General features: G+C 53.9%; 18 protein-coding genes. 1 reads left to right on the plus strand and 17 read right to left on the minus strand.

The annotated features are described in order from the left end of the window. The 15 genes from queE to EQV93_RS15395 all read right to left on the minus strand — a co-directional run bounded on the left by queE (position 1) and on the right by EQV93_RS15395 (position 12,322). Complete coding sequence (gene queE / locus EQV93_RS15325) at positions 1-648, minus strand: 7-carboxy-7-deazaguanine synthase QueE (protein ID WP_146386751.1); 648 nt, start codon at positions 646-648, stop codon at positions 1-3. A 163-nt stretch (positions 649-811) separates the two neighbouring features. Further along, complete coding sequence (gene ybgF, locus EQV93_RS15330) at positions 812-1,630, minus strand: tol-pal system protein YbgF (protein ID WP_122783124.1); 819 nt, start codon at positions 1,628-1,630, stop codon at positions 812-814. Between the two features lie 6 nt (positions 1,631-1,636). Further along, positions 1,637-2,137 (minus strand): peptidoglycan-associated lipoprotein Pal, encoded by a 501-nt coding sequence (gene pal, locus EQV93_RS15335; RefSeq protein ID WP_003441254.1) that lies wholly within the window; start codon positions 2,135-2,137, stop codon positions 1,637-1,639. Between the two features lie 55 nt (positions 2,138-2,192). Further along, positions 2,193-3,443, minus strand: a complete 1,251-nt coding sequence (gene tolB, locus EQV93_RS15340; protein ID WP_240891870.1) for a Tol-Pal system beta propeller repeat protein TolB — start codon at positions 3,441-3,443, stop codon at positions 2,193-2,195. Between the two features lie 47 nt (positions 3,444-3,490). Further along, positions 3,491-4,603 (minus strand): cell envelope integrity protein TolA, encoded by a 1,113-nt coding sequence (gene tolA, locus EQV93_RS15345; protein ID WP_122783122.1) that lies wholly within the window; start codon positions 4,601-4,603, stop codon positions 3,491-3,493. Then, positions 4,603-5,055 carry a protein TolR gene (gene tolR / locus EQV93_RS15350; RefSeq protein ID WP_167654288.1) on the minus strand — a complete coding sequence of 151 codons (453 nt, stop codon included), beginning with the start codon at positions 5,053-5,055 and terminating at the stop codon, positions 4,603-4,605. Before tolR ends, tolA begins: the two co-directional genes overlap by 1 nt. A gap of 23 nt (positions 5,056-5,078) precedes the next feature. Then, complete coding sequence (tolQ, locus tag EQV93_RS15355; protein ID WP_122783120.1) at positions 5,079-5,774, minus strand: protein TolQ; 696 nt, start codon at positions 5,772-5,774, stop codon at positions 5,079-5,081. Continuing rightward, positions 5,764-6,231 carry a tol-pal system-associated acyl-CoA thioesterase gene (gene ybgC, locus EQV93_RS15360; protein ID WP_122783119.1) on the minus strand — a complete coding sequence of 156 codons (468 nt, stop codon included), beginning with the start codon at positions 6,229-6,231 and terminating at the stop codon, positions 5,764-5,766. The genes tolQ and ybgC overlap by 11 nt, the downstream gene beginning before the upstream one ends. 137 nt (positions 6,232-6,368) lie before the next feature. Next, complete coding sequence (ruvB, locus tag EQV93_RS15365; protein WP_122783118.1) at positions 6,369-7,427, minus strand: Holliday junction branch migration DNA helicase RuvB; 1,059 nt, start codon at positions 7,425-7,427, stop codon at positions 6,369-6,371. Beyond that, the gene (gene ruvA / locus EQV93_RS15370) at positions 7,428-8,036 is read right to left on the minus strand and encodes a Holliday junction branch migration protein RuvA (protein WP_122783117.1); all 609 of its coding nucleotides are present in this window, start codon (positions 8,034-8,036) and stop codon (positions 7,428-7,430) included. It abuts the gene before it with no gap. A gap of 109 nt (positions 8,037-8,145) precedes the next feature. Further along, positions 8,146-8,670, minus strand: a complete 525-nt coding sequence (ruvC, locus tag EQV93_RS15375; RefSeq protein WP_003441230.1) for a crossover junction endodeoxyribonuclease RuvC — start codon at positions 8,668-8,670, stop codon at positions 8,146-8,148. Positions 8,671-8,805: 135 nt separating this feature from the next. After that, on the minus strand, positions 8,806-9,552 hold the full coding sequence (locus EQV93_RS15380) for a YebC/PmpR family DNA-binding transcriptional regulator (protein WP_122783116.1): 747 nt from the start codon (positions 9,550-9,552) through the stop codon (positions 8,806-8,808). A 116-nt stretch (positions 9,553-9,668) separates the two neighbouring features. After that, a complete protein-coding gene (gene aspS, locus EQV93_RS15385) occupies positions 9,669-11,444 on the minus strand; it encodes an aspartate--tRNA ligase (RefSeq protein WP_122783115.1) in 1,776 nt (591 codons plus the stop codon). A gap of 109 nt (positions 11,445-11,553) precedes the next feature. Next, positions 11,554-11,775 carry an FmdB family zinc ribbon protein gene (locus tag EQV93_RS15390; protein ID WP_003441220.1) on the minus strand — a complete coding sequence of 74 codons (222 nt, stop codon included), beginning with the start codon at positions 11,773-11,775 and terminating at the stop codon, positions 11,554-11,556. Positions 11,776-11,959: 184 nt separating this feature from the next. Then, positions 11,960-12,322: a ribbon-helix-helix domain-containing protein gene (locus EQV93_RS15395; RefSeq protein WP_122783114.1), complete on the minus strand. Its 363-nt coding sequence runs from the start codon at positions 12,320-12,322 to the stop codon at positions 11,960-11,962. 764 nt (positions 12,323-13,086) lie between these two features. On the opposite strand from EQV93_RS15395, the gene EQV93_RS22420 reads away from it, so the two are divergent. Next, entirely contained in the window at positions 13,087-13,689 is a 603-nt protein-coding gene (locus EQV93_RS22420) for a cold-shock protein (RefSeq protein WP_122783113.1), read from the plus strand. Between the two features lie 67 nt (positions 13,690-13,756). On the opposite strand, the gene EQV93_RS15405 is transcribed toward EQV93_RS22420, so the two are convergent. Beyond that, on the minus strand, positions 13,757-13,963 hold the full coding sequence (locus tag EQV93_RS15405) for a SlyX family protein (RefSeq protein ID WP_122783112.1): 207 nt from the start codon (positions 13,961-13,963) through the stop codon (positions 13,757-13,759). Next, positions 13,960-14,379, minus strand: a complete 420-nt coding sequence (locus EQV93_RS15410) for an HIT domain-containing protein (RefSeq protein ID WP_122783111.1) — start codon at positions 14,377-14,379, stop codon at positions 13,960-13,962. Before EQV93_RS15410 ends, EQV93_RS15405 begins: the two co-directional genes overlap by 4 nt. Between the last annotated feature and the right edge of the window lie 724 nt (positions 14,380-15,103).

Below are 15,103 nucleotides of genomic sequence, written 5' to 3' on the forward strand. Positions count from 1 at the left end.
TCAGCGCCCCGGCTCGTCGTTCCAAAGATATTTGTGCAATTGCATTTGCAAACGCACTGGCAAGTTATCCGCCACGATCCAATCAGCCAGATCGCTGGCTTTCAAATCATGGTGACTGGGCGAAAACAGGACTTCACCTGCTCGGCGCTCAAGACCATATTCAATCAGCTTGGAAACCGCCCAGTCGTAATCCTCGCGCGAGCAAATCACGAATTTCACCTGATCATTTGCAGTCAACAGGCCGATATTTTCGTAAAGATTGCGATGGGACTCTTTTGAACCCGGCGTCTTAAGGTCGAGAACACGACTCACGCGGGTGTCGACTGCCGATATGTCCAATGCTCCGCTGGTTTCAATGGACACCTCATAACCGGCGTCGCAGAGCTGTTTGAGCAAAGGAATGGCATTGGGCTGCGCCAGGGGCTCGCCGCCGGTTACGCACACGTAACGCGGGCGGAAATCGGCCACTTGCTCAAGAATGCTGTCGAGGGTGCGGACTGTGCCGCCACTGAACGCATACGCACTGTCGCAATATTGACAGCGCAGAGGGCATCCCGTCAGGCGTACAAAAACGGTAGGCAGGCCAGCCGTTCGCGTTTCACCCTGCAAGGAGTAAAAAACTTCGGTAATTCTTAATGTGTCTTGCATATCCGCCACGGGCGTAACAGCTAAACAGGCTGTCCGCCTCCGTCAGGCACTCCAAAGAATCTGCCTACGCAGGACTCAAAAGAGCGTATTTCATAAAAGGGCGTGGATTCTAACGAAAAAACCCGCGATAAGCGCGGGTTTCTCGATGAAAGCCAACTACAGGTTACATGCGCTGCAAGTCACGCTGCGCCAATTGGGCAGCAGAAGTACCTGGGTACTGGGCTACAACTTGCTGCAAAATGCCTTTCACCTTGTCGGTATGACCAAGACGGCGCTCGACATCAGCCAGCTTGTAAAGGGAGTCAGGCACTTTTGCATGTTTCGGGTAAAGCTGGCTTACCTTGGCGAACGCTTGGCCAGCGGCTTGAAGATCGCCTTTGGCCAGGTTCACTTCGCCCAACCAGTATTGGGCATTGCCCGCATACTGGCTATTAGGGTATTTGCGCAGAAAGGCTGTAAATGCCTGACTGGCCTTGTCGAAATCCTTGGCTTTGATCAAGTCGAAAGCAGCATCGTAATAGAGCTTTTCTTTCGCCGGATCGCCGGGTTCCGAGCTGGCAGCCACCTGAGGCGCAGGCGCTGCACTATTGCCGGCGGTAGAAGCACCACCCGCAGAAGAATTATCAGGAGCGGCGGCAGGAGCAACGCCAGATCCAATGCGACGATCAAGTTCCTGGTATCGCTCCAGGTTTTCTTGTTTCATGCGCGAAACATCATTCTGCAGAACTTCGATCACACCCTGTTGGCGCGCAATCTGCTCCTGCATTTGTTGCAACTGGTTGAACAGCTCGCCCTGTGCCGAGACAGGGGCCGAAACCCCTCCCCCGGCATAGGCGCCGCTCGCACCGTAACCCGTTGACGGATAACTCCCCCCGCTATTGTTATAGCCAGAGTTGTCATCGACCACAGGAACCGCAGCCCATACCGCTAGCGGCATGAGGCTGAGAGTCAGAATAGTTACAGCACGGCGGCACGTTCGCATGACGAATTACTTACGCAGTTCGACGCGACGGTTTTGAGCCCACGACTGTTCGTCGTTGCCAGTAGCGATTGGACGCTCTTTACCGTAGGACACCAGCTCCAGCTGTGCTGGAGAAACGCCTTGCAGAACCAGGTAGCGTTGAACGGCTTTCGCACGACGCTCGCCCAGTGCCATGTTGTACTCACGAGTACCACGGGCGTCAGTGTTACCTTCCAGAACAACGCGAGCGCCGTTAGCTTTCAGGTCTTTAGCGTGAACATCCAGAGCACGCATTGCTTCTGGTTTCAGGTCCGAAGAATCGTATTCGAAGTAGAAAACAGTGATAGCGCGCAGAGCAGCTTCTTCGCTCAGGGAACCATCAACAGCGCCAGTGTTTGCGCCGTAACCAGCGTTTGGATCAACAGCAGCGCCTTCACCGGCATTGTCGCCGCCTTTGGACGAGCAACCTACAGCTACAGCCATGGCCAGTGCCAGCGCAGCGAATTTACCAAACTTCAGCATTTCCATCGTAAAACTCCTAATGAACCCCAAGTGTTATATGCAACGTACAGCTATCACCACGTCAGTTCAGGTAAGGGGACCAGGAAGGTTCTCTGACTTCGCCTTGAGCGGTAGGAAGAGGGAGCCTTACGCGTCCGTTAATAGACACGAGCATCAAGACTCCCCGGCCCTGATCACGGGTGGCGTAGATTACCATGGTGCCGTTGGGCGCAACAGTAGCTGACTCGTCAAGGTTGGTATTAGTTAGGATTTTTACACTTCCACGCTGCAAATCTTGCGCTGCAACTCGGAAATTAGTGAAACCATCCTGACGGTGGATCATTACCAGGGTCTTTTCGTCAGCCGAAAGCTTCGGACTGGCGTTGTAGTTACCAATAAAGGTCACTCGTTCCGCGTTACCGCTACCGACGGTAGTTTTGTAGATTTGCGGCTTACCGCCACGGTCAGAGGTGAAATAGATGGTGTTGCCATCTTTACCCCAGAACGGTTCAGTATCAATTGCCGGGTTATTGGTTACGCGTGTGAGTTGGCGCGAAGCCAGTTCCATGACGTAAATCTCGGCGTTACCGTCTTTGGACAATACAAATGCCAGTCGAGAACCATCCGGCGACCAGGCAGGTGCACCATTTAGGCCTTCGAAGTTGGTGATCTGCTCACGCTTACCGGTATCAATGTTTTGCATAAAGATACGCGGACGCTTTTGCTCGAACGACACATAAGCAATACGTTTGCCATCAGGCGCAAAACGCGGCGACAGGATCGGCTCACGCGATTGCAGCAATGTTACGGCACGCGCACCGTCGTAGTCCGAACGCTGCAGGGTGTAGCGGGTGTTAGTTGCGCTGGAACGCTCAGCCGTTACATAAAGTAGACGAGTTGAGAACGCACCTTTAATACCGGTCAGCTTTTCAAACGACTGATCAGAAATATAGTGCGCCATGTCACGCAACTGCTCAGTAGTACCCGACACACTGCCGGTCAATACTGGCTGTTCGGTCGCCACGTTGAACAAGGCATATTGCACCTGCAAACGTCCGCCCGCAGGCACAATGTTACCGACCATGACGTACTGGGCACCCAAGGCTTTCCAGTCACGGAAAATGACTTCGCTGGCCTGCGTCGGCATGCCAATCATGTTCTGCTTTGGAATCGGCGCGTAATAACCCGAGTTACGCAGGTCATTACCGATAATTTCAGCCATGTCATCAGGCAGAACGGTACCGCCCTGCCAGCCGAACGGCACTACTGCAATGGGTGTCGCCCGGTCGCTGCCACTGGTGACCAGAATGTTCTTTTCATCTGCCACTGCCATCCCTGCCAAGCAGCAGACAACAACCAACAGTCCTCGAAAAAGTTTAATCACAAGGCTAGATCCTCAGGTGTGAATGTCATCTTGAACGATCGATAAGGATTAAAATCGCTGGGCTTCATACCCTGCATCTCCGTTAAACGGCCAATGTTCTTGACCGCTGCCACAGCCGAACTGTCAAACGGACCATCACCACTGGACTTGGCAACTGTGACTGACGTTACAGTGCCATCCGGCAACATGCCGATTTGAAGAACAACTGTCATGTTCTTGCGAGCCGATGGCGGACGAGCCCACCCTTCTGCTGCACGAGCCCGAATCAGGTCATCGAAACTTCCGGCAACCTCATCACCCTGCTCATCGGCCAAAGCCTGCTGACGCTGCGGTGTATCGGAAAGCAAATCTGCCAAGGCCTGGGCCTTTTTCTCTTCGGTCGATTTGCGTGCTGCTTCAACGGCCTTTTTCTTGGCTGCATCGGCAGACGCTTTTTTCTTCGCATCTTCGGCGGCTTTCTTTTTCGCTTCGTCTGCTACGGCCTTTTTCTTGGCATCCTCAGCTGCTTTCTTGGCATCGTCGGCTTTCTTCTTCGCATCTTCGGCCGCTTTCTTCTTGGCGTCCTCAGCAGCCTTTTTCTTGGCTTCTTCTTCCGCGGCCTTCTTGGCCTCCTCCTCGGACTTCTTCTTGGCTATGTCCGCGAGTTTTTTCTCTTCGGCTTTTTTGGCTTCTGTTGCCTTTTTGGCATCATCGGCTTTTTTGGCGTCATCAGCCTTCTTGGCCTCATCCGCCTTTTTAGCTTCGCTCGCTTTGGCTTCGTCTGCCTTCTTGGCTTCAGCTGCTTTTTCAGCAGCCTCTTCTTTCTTTTGTTCGGCGGCTTTTACGGCTTCCTGCTCAACCTTTTTCTGTTCCATTTGTTCAACTTCAGTCTGGCGCGCGGCGGATTTCTTCGCCTCACCCGCAATCTTTTGATTGGTCTGGGTGGTCGCCCGACTTTTAGACTTCAATTGGTACAGGGTCGCTTGAACAATCGGCTTGGAGGGCGGCAGCTCTGGTGTCATGGCAAAGCTGGCGAACAGCATGCCAAAAATCAGAACGTGCAAACCTACCGCCCAGACTGTAGGCCAAAAATAATTTTCAGAGGCGGACGGCTCCCGCTGTTCGCGCATCAGGGAGCCTCGGTTATCAAGCCAACATTCCCGACCCCGGCTTTCTGCAAGCCGCCCATGGCACCCATCACCGCGCCGTAATCAACGGTTTTGTCGCCGCGGATAAAGACCTGAGTCTGCTTGCCACCTTCATTGCCTGCGCGAATGATTTTAGTCACGGCGTCAGTCATCTGCGGCAAGGTCATGGCCTTGTCCATCTGTTTTTCGGTGTCAACTTCGCTGCCAAGGTTCCAAAAGTAGGTCTTGTCAGCTTTGATCGAGATAGTCAGAACCTGAGTGTTGTTGTCCTGCGGCAAAGCCTCGCTGGAGACCTTGGGCAGATCAACCTTCACACCCTGGTTGAGCATCGGTGCCGTCACCATGAAAATGACGAGTAGCACCAGCATCACGTCGATGTAGGGCACTACGTTCATTTCAGCGACCGGCTTGCGCTTTTTGCGAGCTCGAGCGATTAAAGCCATTGGAAAATACCTGCTTATTCTTCGCTGGTGTGCACTTTACGGTGCAGGATCGCCTGGAATTCATCGGCGAAGGTGTAGTAGCGGCTGATCAGGGTTTCACTGCGGGCGGCAAAGCGGTTGTAAGCGATCACCGCCGGGATGGCAGCAAACAGACCGATAGCAGTCGCAATCAGGGCCTCGGCAATACCGGGAGCAACAGTCGCCAACGTGGCCTGCTGTGCGGTAGCCAGGCCGCGGAAGGAGTTCATGATGCCCCATACCGTACCAAACAGACCGATGTAAGGGCTTACTGAACCGACAGTGGCCAGGAACGGTAAGCTCTGCTCCAGCTTTTCTTCTTCACGGGAAATCGCAACGCGCATGGCCCGTGCGACTCCTTCCATTACCGCTTCCGGGTCGACACCCGACTGCTGACGCAGACGAGAAAACTCTTTGAAACCGGCGCGGAAAATTTGCTCAACGCCCGAATCAGGGTCCGGATTGCTACCCGCTTGACGATACAGCTTTGACAGATCGATACCCGACCAGAAGCGCTCCTCAAAGCTTTCCAGGGCACGTCGACCGGCGCGCAACATAGTGCTGCGCTGAAAAATCATGACCCACGAGGTAACCGATGCGGCCAGCAGGGTCAACATTACCAACTGCACTACAATGCTGGCATTGCTGACCAAGCTCCACATGGAGGAATGGTCGACGACGTTAGCTTCCACGCTGTATCTCCTGCTCTAAATGTTTACCCGTGCCGCTCACGTCGGCAAAGGCCGTACGTAAAGCTTCGGGAATGGCCCGGGGTTTAAAACTATCGGCGCGCACACAGGCCACCAAAAACTGCCCTTCACAGAGCAGCGTTGCATCCGCCGCTCGCCACACCTGCTGCTTGAAACGCAGACTGGCCCGGTTGAGTTCTATCACTTGCGCGCTAATCAACAGTTCGTCGTCCAGTCGCGCCGGTGCGTGGTAACGCGCCTCGCTGGAATGCACGACAAATAACAGGTTCTCGCCTGCCAGCTCGGACTGGGAAAACCCCAACTCCCGCAGCCTTTCAGTTCGAGCCCGCTCCATAAACTTTAGGTAATTTACGTAATACACGACGCCACCCGCATCGGTGTCTTCGTAATAAACGCGACATCGATGTGCGAACGGCTCAAGCCTGTTTTGCGCGCGCATACTCTAGTGCTTACTCCTCAGGTTGCCAATCCGCCAAACCACTGTTTTTTACGCTATTACGACTTTAAGACCGAAGATTTCAAGCGCCAGACCTTAGGACAGCAGAAACCCCAAAAAAATCGACTTTAAAATGCTTATTAATCGTCAGAAACGTTTAGAAACTCGTCTGCGACAGGCATGTCCCCCAGGCGCGACGGAATGTTAAGACCGAAGTGCAAGTAGGCATGCCGGGTAACCACCCGCCCCCGCGGCGTACGCATGATGTAACCCTGCTGAATCAGATACGGCTCAAGCACATCTTCAATGGTATGGCGCTCCTCGCTGATTGCTGCCGCCAGACTGTCCACACCCACCGGGCCACCATCGAACTTCTCAATCATAGTCAACAGCAAGCGTCTGTCCTGATGATCGAAACCATGTTCATCAACGTCCAGCAGGTTCAACGCCAGATCTGCCACCGGCTTGGTGATGTGCCCCTTGGCACGTACCTCGGCAAAATCGCGCACCCGACGCAACAAACGGTTGGCGATTCGCGGTGTACCACGCGCGCGGCGCGCTATTTCATAAGCGCCTTCTGGGTCCAGCGGCAAACCGAAGATACCCGCTGAACGACTGACAATCGTCGCCAGATCGTCAGTGCTGTAAAACTCCAGCCGCTGCACAATCCCGAAACGGTCACGCAACGGGTTGGTCAACATCCCCGCACGCGTTGTTGCGCCCACCAGGGTGAACGGAGGCAGATCAAGCTTGATCGATCGCGCTGCGGGCCCCTCACCAATCATGATGTCCAGCTGGAAGTCTTCCATTGCCGGGTACAGGACTTCTTCAACAATCGGCGACAAGCGATGAATTTCATCAATGAACAACACATCGTGCGGCTCAAGGTTGGTCAGCAATGCCGCCAGATCACCCGGCCGCTCCAGCACTGGCCCCGAGGTGCTTTTGATCGACACCCCCATTTCCTGAGCAATGATGTTGGCCAGCGTGGTCTTGCCCAGCCCTGGCGGGCCGAAAATCAACGTATGGTCCAATGACTCTGAACGCCCGCGAGCCGCTTGAATGAACAGCTCCATTTGCTCTCGCACGGTGGGCTGGCCAATATAGTCGGCCAGACTCAAAGGCCTGATCGCACGATCCTGGACTTCTTCCCGGTCCCGTCCACTGGAAGCGGTTATCAAACGATCAGCTTCAATCACTTAAATCATTCCCTTAAGGGCGCGGCGAATCATGTCTTCACTGCTCAAAGTCTTGTCTTTGATGGCAGACACCGCCTTGCTGGCTTCCTGAGGCTTATACCCCAAAGAAATCAGGGCACTGACTGCATCACTTTCTGCGCTGGCCACTTGAACCGGCGAATCCGGCTGATTGGGCACCAGCGCAAACATGCTCGGCACTTGCTCCCACGCCTTAAAGCGATCCTTGAGTTCGACCAAAAGGCGCTCGGCCGTTTTCTTGCCGACACCCGGCACTTTGGTCAACGCAGACGTGTCCTGAGCCTGAACACAGCGTACAAGTTCATCCACCTCAAGACTGGACATCAAGGCCAACGCCAACTTGGGGCCCACGCCATTTAGCCGGATCAGCTCACGAAAAAAGTCGCGCTCGCGCTTACCAATAAAACCATAAAGCAACTGTGCGTCTTCGCGAACGACCAGATGAGTATGCAGGGTGAGCGGCTCACCCAAGGACGGCAACCTATAGAGCGTGGTCATCGGCACTTCAAGCTCGTAGCCTAGGCCATTTACATCAAGAATCAGGTGCGGCGGCTGTTTTTCAGCCAAGGTGCCGCGCAAGCGTCCAATCACGTTTCAGATCCTTTTCTCTGGCCAGTACATTGGCTGACACCTAGAAGGACAAGGCTGCATCATTACGCAAAACACCCTGTCGGCAAGCTTAATAACATTAAAAACAGCTTCAAAGACGAAGGCGGCCACCACGGCTGCGCGCCGCCCCAAGACCGTGAGGCAAAAGACTGGAGCGGGTATGCGCATGACACAGCGCGATGGCAAGAGCATCCGACGCATCGATCTGCGGCTTGGTGGTCAGCTTGAGCAAATGCATGACCATCATCATCACCTGCTCCTTGTTAGCCCCCCCCGTACCAGCCACTGCCTGCTTGACTTGAGTGGCGGAGTACTCTGCAATTTCCAGACTTTCTTCCGCGCCTGCCACTATAGCTGCGCCCCTCGCCTGCCCCAGTTTTAACGCTGAGTCGGCATTGCGGGCCATAAAAACTTTTTCGATGCCCATCGTCACGGGTCCGTAGGTCTGAATAACCTCTCGAACGCCGCGATAAACAATTTGTAACCGCTCGTGCAGTTCACCACTGCCTGTACGAATACAACCCGACGCCACATACACACAGCCACGGCCGGTGTCGCGCACCACGCCATAACCGGTGATTCGGGAGCCAGGATCAATACCAAGAATAAGAGTCATAACGCCTACAGCTTATGAAGTGACGCCCACCGGCACATACCCGGACAGCTTAAAGGCAGAAGCCGGAGGTGCACAGCGCCGCGATCATCGCGACGGTGCAGCTCCGGCTTTCAGGATCGGGAACAGCCCCTGGTATCAGGCTAGCTGTTCCAGCACCGCGTCAGGGATTTCAGCGTTGGAGTACACGTTTTGCACGTCATCCAGGTCTTCGAGCATATCGATCAACTTGAGCACTTTTTCGGCGCCCTCCAGATCCAGCTCGGCACTGGTGGTCGGCAGCATCACGATTTCGGCGTCTGCCGGCTTGAACCCTGCCGCTTCCAATGCATTACGCACCGCATAGAAGCTGGTGAACGAGGTGAACACATCGATGGAACCGTCTTCATTGGTCACCACGTCGTCGGCATCCGCCTCCATTGCAGCTTCAATCAAGGCATCTTCATCCACACCCGCCACGTAGGAGATCTGGCCCTTGCGCTCGAACAGATAGGCCACTGAGCCATCAGTGCCCAGATTGCCGCCACATTTGCTGAATGCATGGCGGACAGCAGCGGCTGTGCGATTGCGGTTGTCGGTCATGCACTCGACCATCACCGCAACGCCACCCGGACCATAGCCTTCGTAGCTCAGCTCGACCATATCATCAGTATCGGCGGCACCCGCACCACGGGCGACCGCACGATCAATAATATCGCGGCTCATGTTCGCACCAAGGGCTTTGTCCAGTGCCAGACGCAGGCGCGGGTTGGAGCCAGGATCGGCACCGCCCTGACGGGCAGCAACCGTCAGCTCACGAATCCACTTGGTGAAGATTTTGCCTTTTTTGGCATCCTGACGCTCTTTGCGGTGCTTGATGTTCGCCCACTTAGAATGACCTGCCATAACCTACTCCGAATCCTTTATGAAACCTTGCCGGCCCGGCACATGCCATGACCTGCAATAAAAATTCTCGACCCAATGACAAAGGCGCATCCGAAGATGCGCCCTTGGGGTCAGTCTTACTCAGCCTTAGGCTGTTCACGCAAACGGATATGCAGCTCGCGCAACGCTTTAGCGTCTACCGCGCCAGGCGCCTGAGTCATGACACAGGCAGCACTTTGGGTTTTCGGGAAGGCAATCACTTCACGAATAGACTGAGCGCCAGTCATCAGCATCACCAGACGATCCAGACCGAAAGCCAAACCACCGTGCGGTGGAGCACCGTATTTCAAAGCGTCCAACAGGAAGCCGAACTTCTCTTCCTGCTCGGCTTCATCGATACCCAACAGACGGAACACAGCTTGCTGCATTTCCTTGCGGTGGATACGGATGGACCCGCCACCCAGCTCAGTACCGTTCAATACCATGTCGTAGGCACGGGACAGCGCGGTGGCCGGGCTGGCTGCCAGCTCTTCAGGGGAGCATTTTGGCGCAGTGAACGGGTGATGCAAGGCGCTGAAACTGCCGTCGTCGTTCTCTTCGAACATCGGGAAGTCCACAACCCACATCGGTGCCCACTCGCAGGTCAGCAGGTTCAAATCGTTACCGACCTTGATACGCAGCGCGCCCAGGGCTTCGCTAACGATCTTGGACTTGTCGGCGCCGAAGAACACGATATCGCCGTCAACTGCACCGACGCGATCAAGGATCACGTTGAGGTTCGCTTCCGGAATATTCTTGACGATAGGCGACTGCAGGCCTTCTACGCCTTTAGCGCGCTCGTTGACCTTGATGTATGCCAGGCCTTTAGCACCATAGATGCCAACAAACTTGGTGTAGTCGTCGATCTGCTTGCGCGGCATGCTCGCAGCGCCCGGAACACGCAGTGCAGCAATACGGCATTTAGGGTCATTGGCCGGGCCGCTGAACACCTTGAAGTCGACATCTTTAAGCTGATCGGCAACGTCCACCAGTTCCAGCGGGTTACGCAGGTCAGGCTTGTCGGAACCGTAACGGCGCATGGCTTCTTCAAAGGTCATGTGCGGGAATTCACCGAATTCCAGATCCAGCACTTCCTTGAACAGGTTGCGGATCATGCCTTCGGTCAGGCCCATGATGTCTTTTTCATCGAGGAAGCTGGTTTCGATGTCGATCTGAGTGAACTCAGGCTGACGATCGGCACGCAGGTCTTCGTCGCGGAAGCACTTGGCAATCTGGTAGTAACGGTCAAAACCGGCCACCATCAGCAGTTGTTTGAATAGCTGCGGCGATTGCGGCAGTGCGAAGAACGAACCCGCGTGGGTACGGCTCGGCACCAGATAGTCCCGCGCGCCTTCAGGAGTAGCACGGGTCAGGATAGGGGTTTCGACGTCCAGGAAGCCGTTTTCGTCGAGGTAACGACGAATGCTGGTAGTCATGCGCGAACGCAAACGCAGCTTTTCGAGCATCTCAGGGCGACGCAGATCGATAAAGCGGTAGCGCAGACGCGTTTCTTCGCCCACGTCAGAAAATTCGTTCAGCGGGAACGGTGGGGTCTCCGCTTCGTTCAGTACTTCAAGTTCATAGCCCAGCACTTCAATCATGCCCGATGCCATGTTGGTGTTGCCGGCACCGGCAGGACGCAAGCGCACCTTGCCCGTCACTTTAACTACGTATTCGCTGCGCACACGGTCGGCAGCGGCGAAGGTTTCAGCGCGGTCCGGGTCGAACACCACTTGGGCCAGACCATCACGATCACGGATATCGAGGAAAATCACCCCACCGTGGTCACGGCGACGATGAACCCATCCGCAAAGGGTAATTTCCTGGCCGTCCAGGCTTTCGTTCAGTTGGCCGCAATAATGGCTGCGCATCATGGTAGTGGTTTCACTTCTCGTAATTCGAAATTCGATGGAGGTCTTGCGCACCGTCGGTGCTGATAACACTGCAAGAGCCCGCTTGTGTTCAGACTGCCTTCGCCCGACCTCAGTCGGACTTGTCGCCGCCTGCCAGATTCTTTTTCGAGCCTGTCTTGAAGTCTGTTTCATACCAGCCGGTGCCGCTTAAGCGAAAACCTGGCATGGACAGCATCTTCTTCAGCTCAGGAGCCTGACAGGCAGGACAATCAACCAGTGGCGAGTCACTGATTTTTTGAATGGCTTCCAGCTGATGACCGCAGGAAGCGCATTGGTAATCGTACATAGGCATCGGCGTATCTCGACAATCCGTTAGCGGCAACCCTATAGACAGAGGGCCACACAGCAAAGCGCGAGATTATATCTGGTAAATCGAGCTATTGCAGCCGCAGGAATCGCCATTGCGCTTCAAATGCACCATGAAATTCGAAAGAATACAAGCCATCGAACATCCCGGCTCGACCTGACACACCGGTTCAAACCATAAATACCTGTCTAGGCGTCGCACTGTGCGAAGCGCGCGCAGCCTTCAGCAGATGCATGACGCAGACGACACGAATGAGGCCGCTAAAATTCTTAACACCGCCATGTCGCAGATGAATCTCTCTGTCTATGTAGGACAGCAGCGCGTTTATTGAGCACTCGTTACTTCGCGAAATGTCGGACAAGACATCCCAATAGACTTCCTCAAGCCTTAAACAGGTGGCGAAACCATTCAACCTTACCGACCTTGAAAGTGGCTTTGCCAAGGTCAAACCAAAATCAAGAATAACGGGATCTATTCTAACTCTCTGCAATAATCTGCCCCCTGTACTTTCCTGCCGCAATAATCGTCCCATACCAAAAATACTCCATTGCTACGCCATTAAAGTTAGTTATATTTTCCAATTGGACACACCTCATAAAACATTATGTAAAGGTTCTTATCCAGCAGACCTCACCCTCAAGACTGTAGGAGAGCTCTGGGTCAAACAGCAGAATACAATCACCCCGCCCTAGCCAGGCGAAAGCCACCTACAGGGACACTCCAATAGAGAAAATGGCAGGCGCCCATCACCACGAACGCCTGCCATGGTGCTACAGGACAAACGTTGAACCTTGCTCTTCATTGGTTACTGCCCTGGCAACTTTATTCACCACAACCCAGGTCCAACCTGCTGCTGTCTATATCTCTCTATTACGCGGGGGTTTATTCGCACTAAAGGCAGGACCATCACGCTCATCTGGCGCCGACACGATACAAAAACGACCAACGGTAATTATCCCTATCGAACCGACACTCATTCTCATACCCAAAGCGCTATCAACGGATTACCCAGACACCCGAAAAATGGAGCAAAACCCCTCTAGAACGGGAGCTTCCTCGAATAAGTGTCGACTCTGCCTGTAACCCGCGTGCACTCTCAAACACAACCCCGCCAATGCACTTAATTTGAGAAGGACTTGGCTTTGCTGTTAAATAGGCAGCGTGTCGCTCTCGCCAAGTCTCTGGCGACAGTGCATAGGCTGAAACCCGCACGTGCCTGACCTCTCCATTTTTTTCAAAACGAACCGTGCGCAATCAGCTCTTCCTTGCGATCCGTCTTAATGCGAGTTAATTGAAATGTTGAAAATCGTTCACCTGATAACGGGCGCAGCTGCCTTGCTGCTGTCCTTCATTCCTGGCCTTCAAGCCGACGCCGTACCTTACCTGCAACACAACGATGCTCTTTATCTGGCTTTTCTTGGCCTGCTCAACCTGACACTGGCTCCGGTCATTCCGTACTGGAACAAAGGCCCACGTCATCAACTGCAAAATTTGGTAAGCGCCCTGCTGGTGCTGTCTGTTGTTCTGCAAACGCTGACTTTGTTCGGCCTGCTGCTGCCGATCGGCGAACAACCGGCTGTCTTGCTTAGTCTGGTTCCTGCCGTGCTTGCCGTTGCACTGCACCTGATCATTAACCTCTATAAATCGTCGCCTGCCTCATCCTCGCAAAGTTATGACATGACCAACCGCGACACCGGGACTGTGAAGTGGTTTAACACCTCCAAGGGTTTCGGCTTTATTTCCCGAGATTCCGGCGATGACATTTTTGTCCACTTTCGCGCCATTCGCGGCGAAGGCCACCGAGTACTCGTGGAAGGACAACGTGTTGAGTTCTCAGTCATGAACCGCGACAAAGGCCTGCAAGCTGAAGATGTGATTGCGGCCCTGCCGCGCCGCTGATTCAAGCCTGAAAAAAAACCGCGACCAGCCCAGCTGGATCGCGGTTTTTTATTGCCTGCTCAAACACTCAATAATGTGGGGGCGGAGCCTCTTCCTCAAACGACTCAAACTGCCCGCCCATTTCTTCCTGACGCTTAAGCAAAACGGCCATCTGCGCCTGCAAACGGTCAACTGTGTTCTGCTGTTTTACCAATACATCATTCAATGCCTGAATGGTGTCATCTTGAAAAGCCAAGCGGCTCTCAAGGTCCATAACCCGCTCTTCAAGCGTCACGACTTATCCTCCAAAAAAGTGAAAGCCTGTTTTAACTTGCTGCGAATTTCGCTCACTTGCGCTTCTGCGTAAGGCACTGCCGGGCGTTTGCCCCACACTGGGTCGGGCCACGCTGCATCGGTTCGATAACGCACAATCACATGCATATGCAGTTGACTCACCACATTGCCCAGCGTTGCTACATTCATCTTGTGCGCACCAAACAGCTCTTTGAGCACTCGCGCCACGTCTGTGGTTTCGCCCCACATCAGCTGCTGATCACTGTCATCCAACTGAAACAATTCACTAATACCCTCACGCCGCGGCACCAGGATAAACCACGGGTAGTTCGAATCCTTGGACAGGAGCAATCGGCACAAGGGTAGATCCCCAATCAGCCAAGTGTCTTGGTCAAGACGTGTATCCAAAGTAAACACTGCGTGCTCTCCTGATTATCGGGGATATGTGTTCGAACTTGCACCCTGGGGTCACGAGGTGCCAGTTCATGGACCGAAAGGATACCCTTGATTGCTTTGCATATCACGACACCTACCTGGGGCCGTGAGTGGAATGCAGGTCAAAAGGATTATCAACAGAGGCCAGGCATTTGTGCACCAAAACTGAACAGCATGAGTGATTGAGTGCCCCCAAAACGTCACCGACCACCCCAACAAGTGTTAACCGGTAACGCTTTGCCCACTCACATCTCGCAAGGCTTGGCCTGCCGAGGCACATTAACCCGAACCCAGCTTGCACAATTTACGACCCATCCGAACGGTGTCTGGAGCTTTTTCTGAATCTGAACACCCGAAAAAATATTTTCACAGGGCCTGCCTATTTTGAGCATGCTTGTTGCATAACCTCTGGATATAGCCGCACGGCCTGCGCTAAACGCAATGGCCAGATGACAAGCAACAGGTCACTCAGCGGCGCACGATACTTCTGAAATGGATGCAGAGTATTTTTTTATGTGTCGCGGGTACTCATGACACAAGAAAAATAGCTGAAATACTGTTCACAGCTATGCTGTTGCGGCATCGCTGTAAAGAAACTGGAAGCTTATGAGAGCAAGTATCGCCAACATGGCCGGCGTGATATAAGTTTTCGCCGACACAAAAAGAAAGAGCCGCCCCAGATAAAAATTAAGGTGGGAGCGGCAGT

It is taken from the genome of Pseudomonas sp. TMW22091 (genome assembly GCF_022496705.1).
In the GTDB taxonomy this organism is placed as follows: Bacteria; Pseudomonadota; Gammaproteobacteria; order Pseudomonadales; family Pseudomonadaceae; genus Aquipseudomonas; species Aquipseudomonas saxonica.

Coding starts and splice junctions, on each gene's coding strand:
- ybgC (WP_122783119.1), bottom strand. CDS start 6,231: ATGCGCGCGCAAAACAGGCTTGAGCCGTTCGCACATCGATGTCGCGTT.
- pal (WP_003441254.1), bottom strand. CDS start 2,137: ATGGAAATGCTGAAGTTTGGTAAATTCGCTGCGCTGGCACTGGCCATG.
- EQV93_RS15395 (WP_122783114.1), bottom strand. CDS start 12,322: ATGGGACGATTATTGCGGCAGGAAAGTACAGGGGGCAGATTATTGCAG.
- ruvC (WP_003441230.1), bottom strand. CDS start 8,670: ATGACTCTTATTCTTGGTATTGATCCTGGCTCCCGAATCACCGGTTAT.
- aspS (WP_122783115.1), bottom strand. CDS start 11,444: ATGATGCGCAGCCATTATTGCGGCCAACTGAACGAAAGCCTGGACGGC.
- EQV93_RS22420 (WP_122783113.1), top strand. CDS start 13,087: ATGTTGAAAATCGTTCACCTGATAACGGGCGCAGCTGCCTTGCTGCTG.
- ybgF (WP_122783124.1), bottom strand. CDS start 1,630: ATGCGAACGTGCCGCCGTGCTGTAACTATTCTGACTCTCAGCCTCATG.
- tolA (WP_122783122.1), bottom strand. CDS start 4,603: ATGCGCGAACAGCGGGAGCCGTCCGCCTCTGAAAATTATTTTTGGCCT.
- queE (WP_146386751.1), bottom strand. CDS start 648: ATGCAAGACACATTAAGAATTACCGAAGTTTTTTACTCCTTGCAGGGT.
- EQV93_RS15390 (WP_003441220.1), bottom strand. CDS start 11,775: ATGCCTATGTACGATTACCAATGCGCTTCCTGCGGTCATCAGCTGGAA.
- tolB (WP_240891870.1), bottom strand. CDS start 3,443: ATGGCAGTGGCAGATGAAAAGAACATTCTGGTCACCAGTGGCAGCGAC.
- EQV93_RS15380 (WP_122783116.1), bottom strand. CDS start 9,552: ATGGCAGGTCATTCTAAGTGGGCGAACATCAAGCACCGCAAAGAGCGT.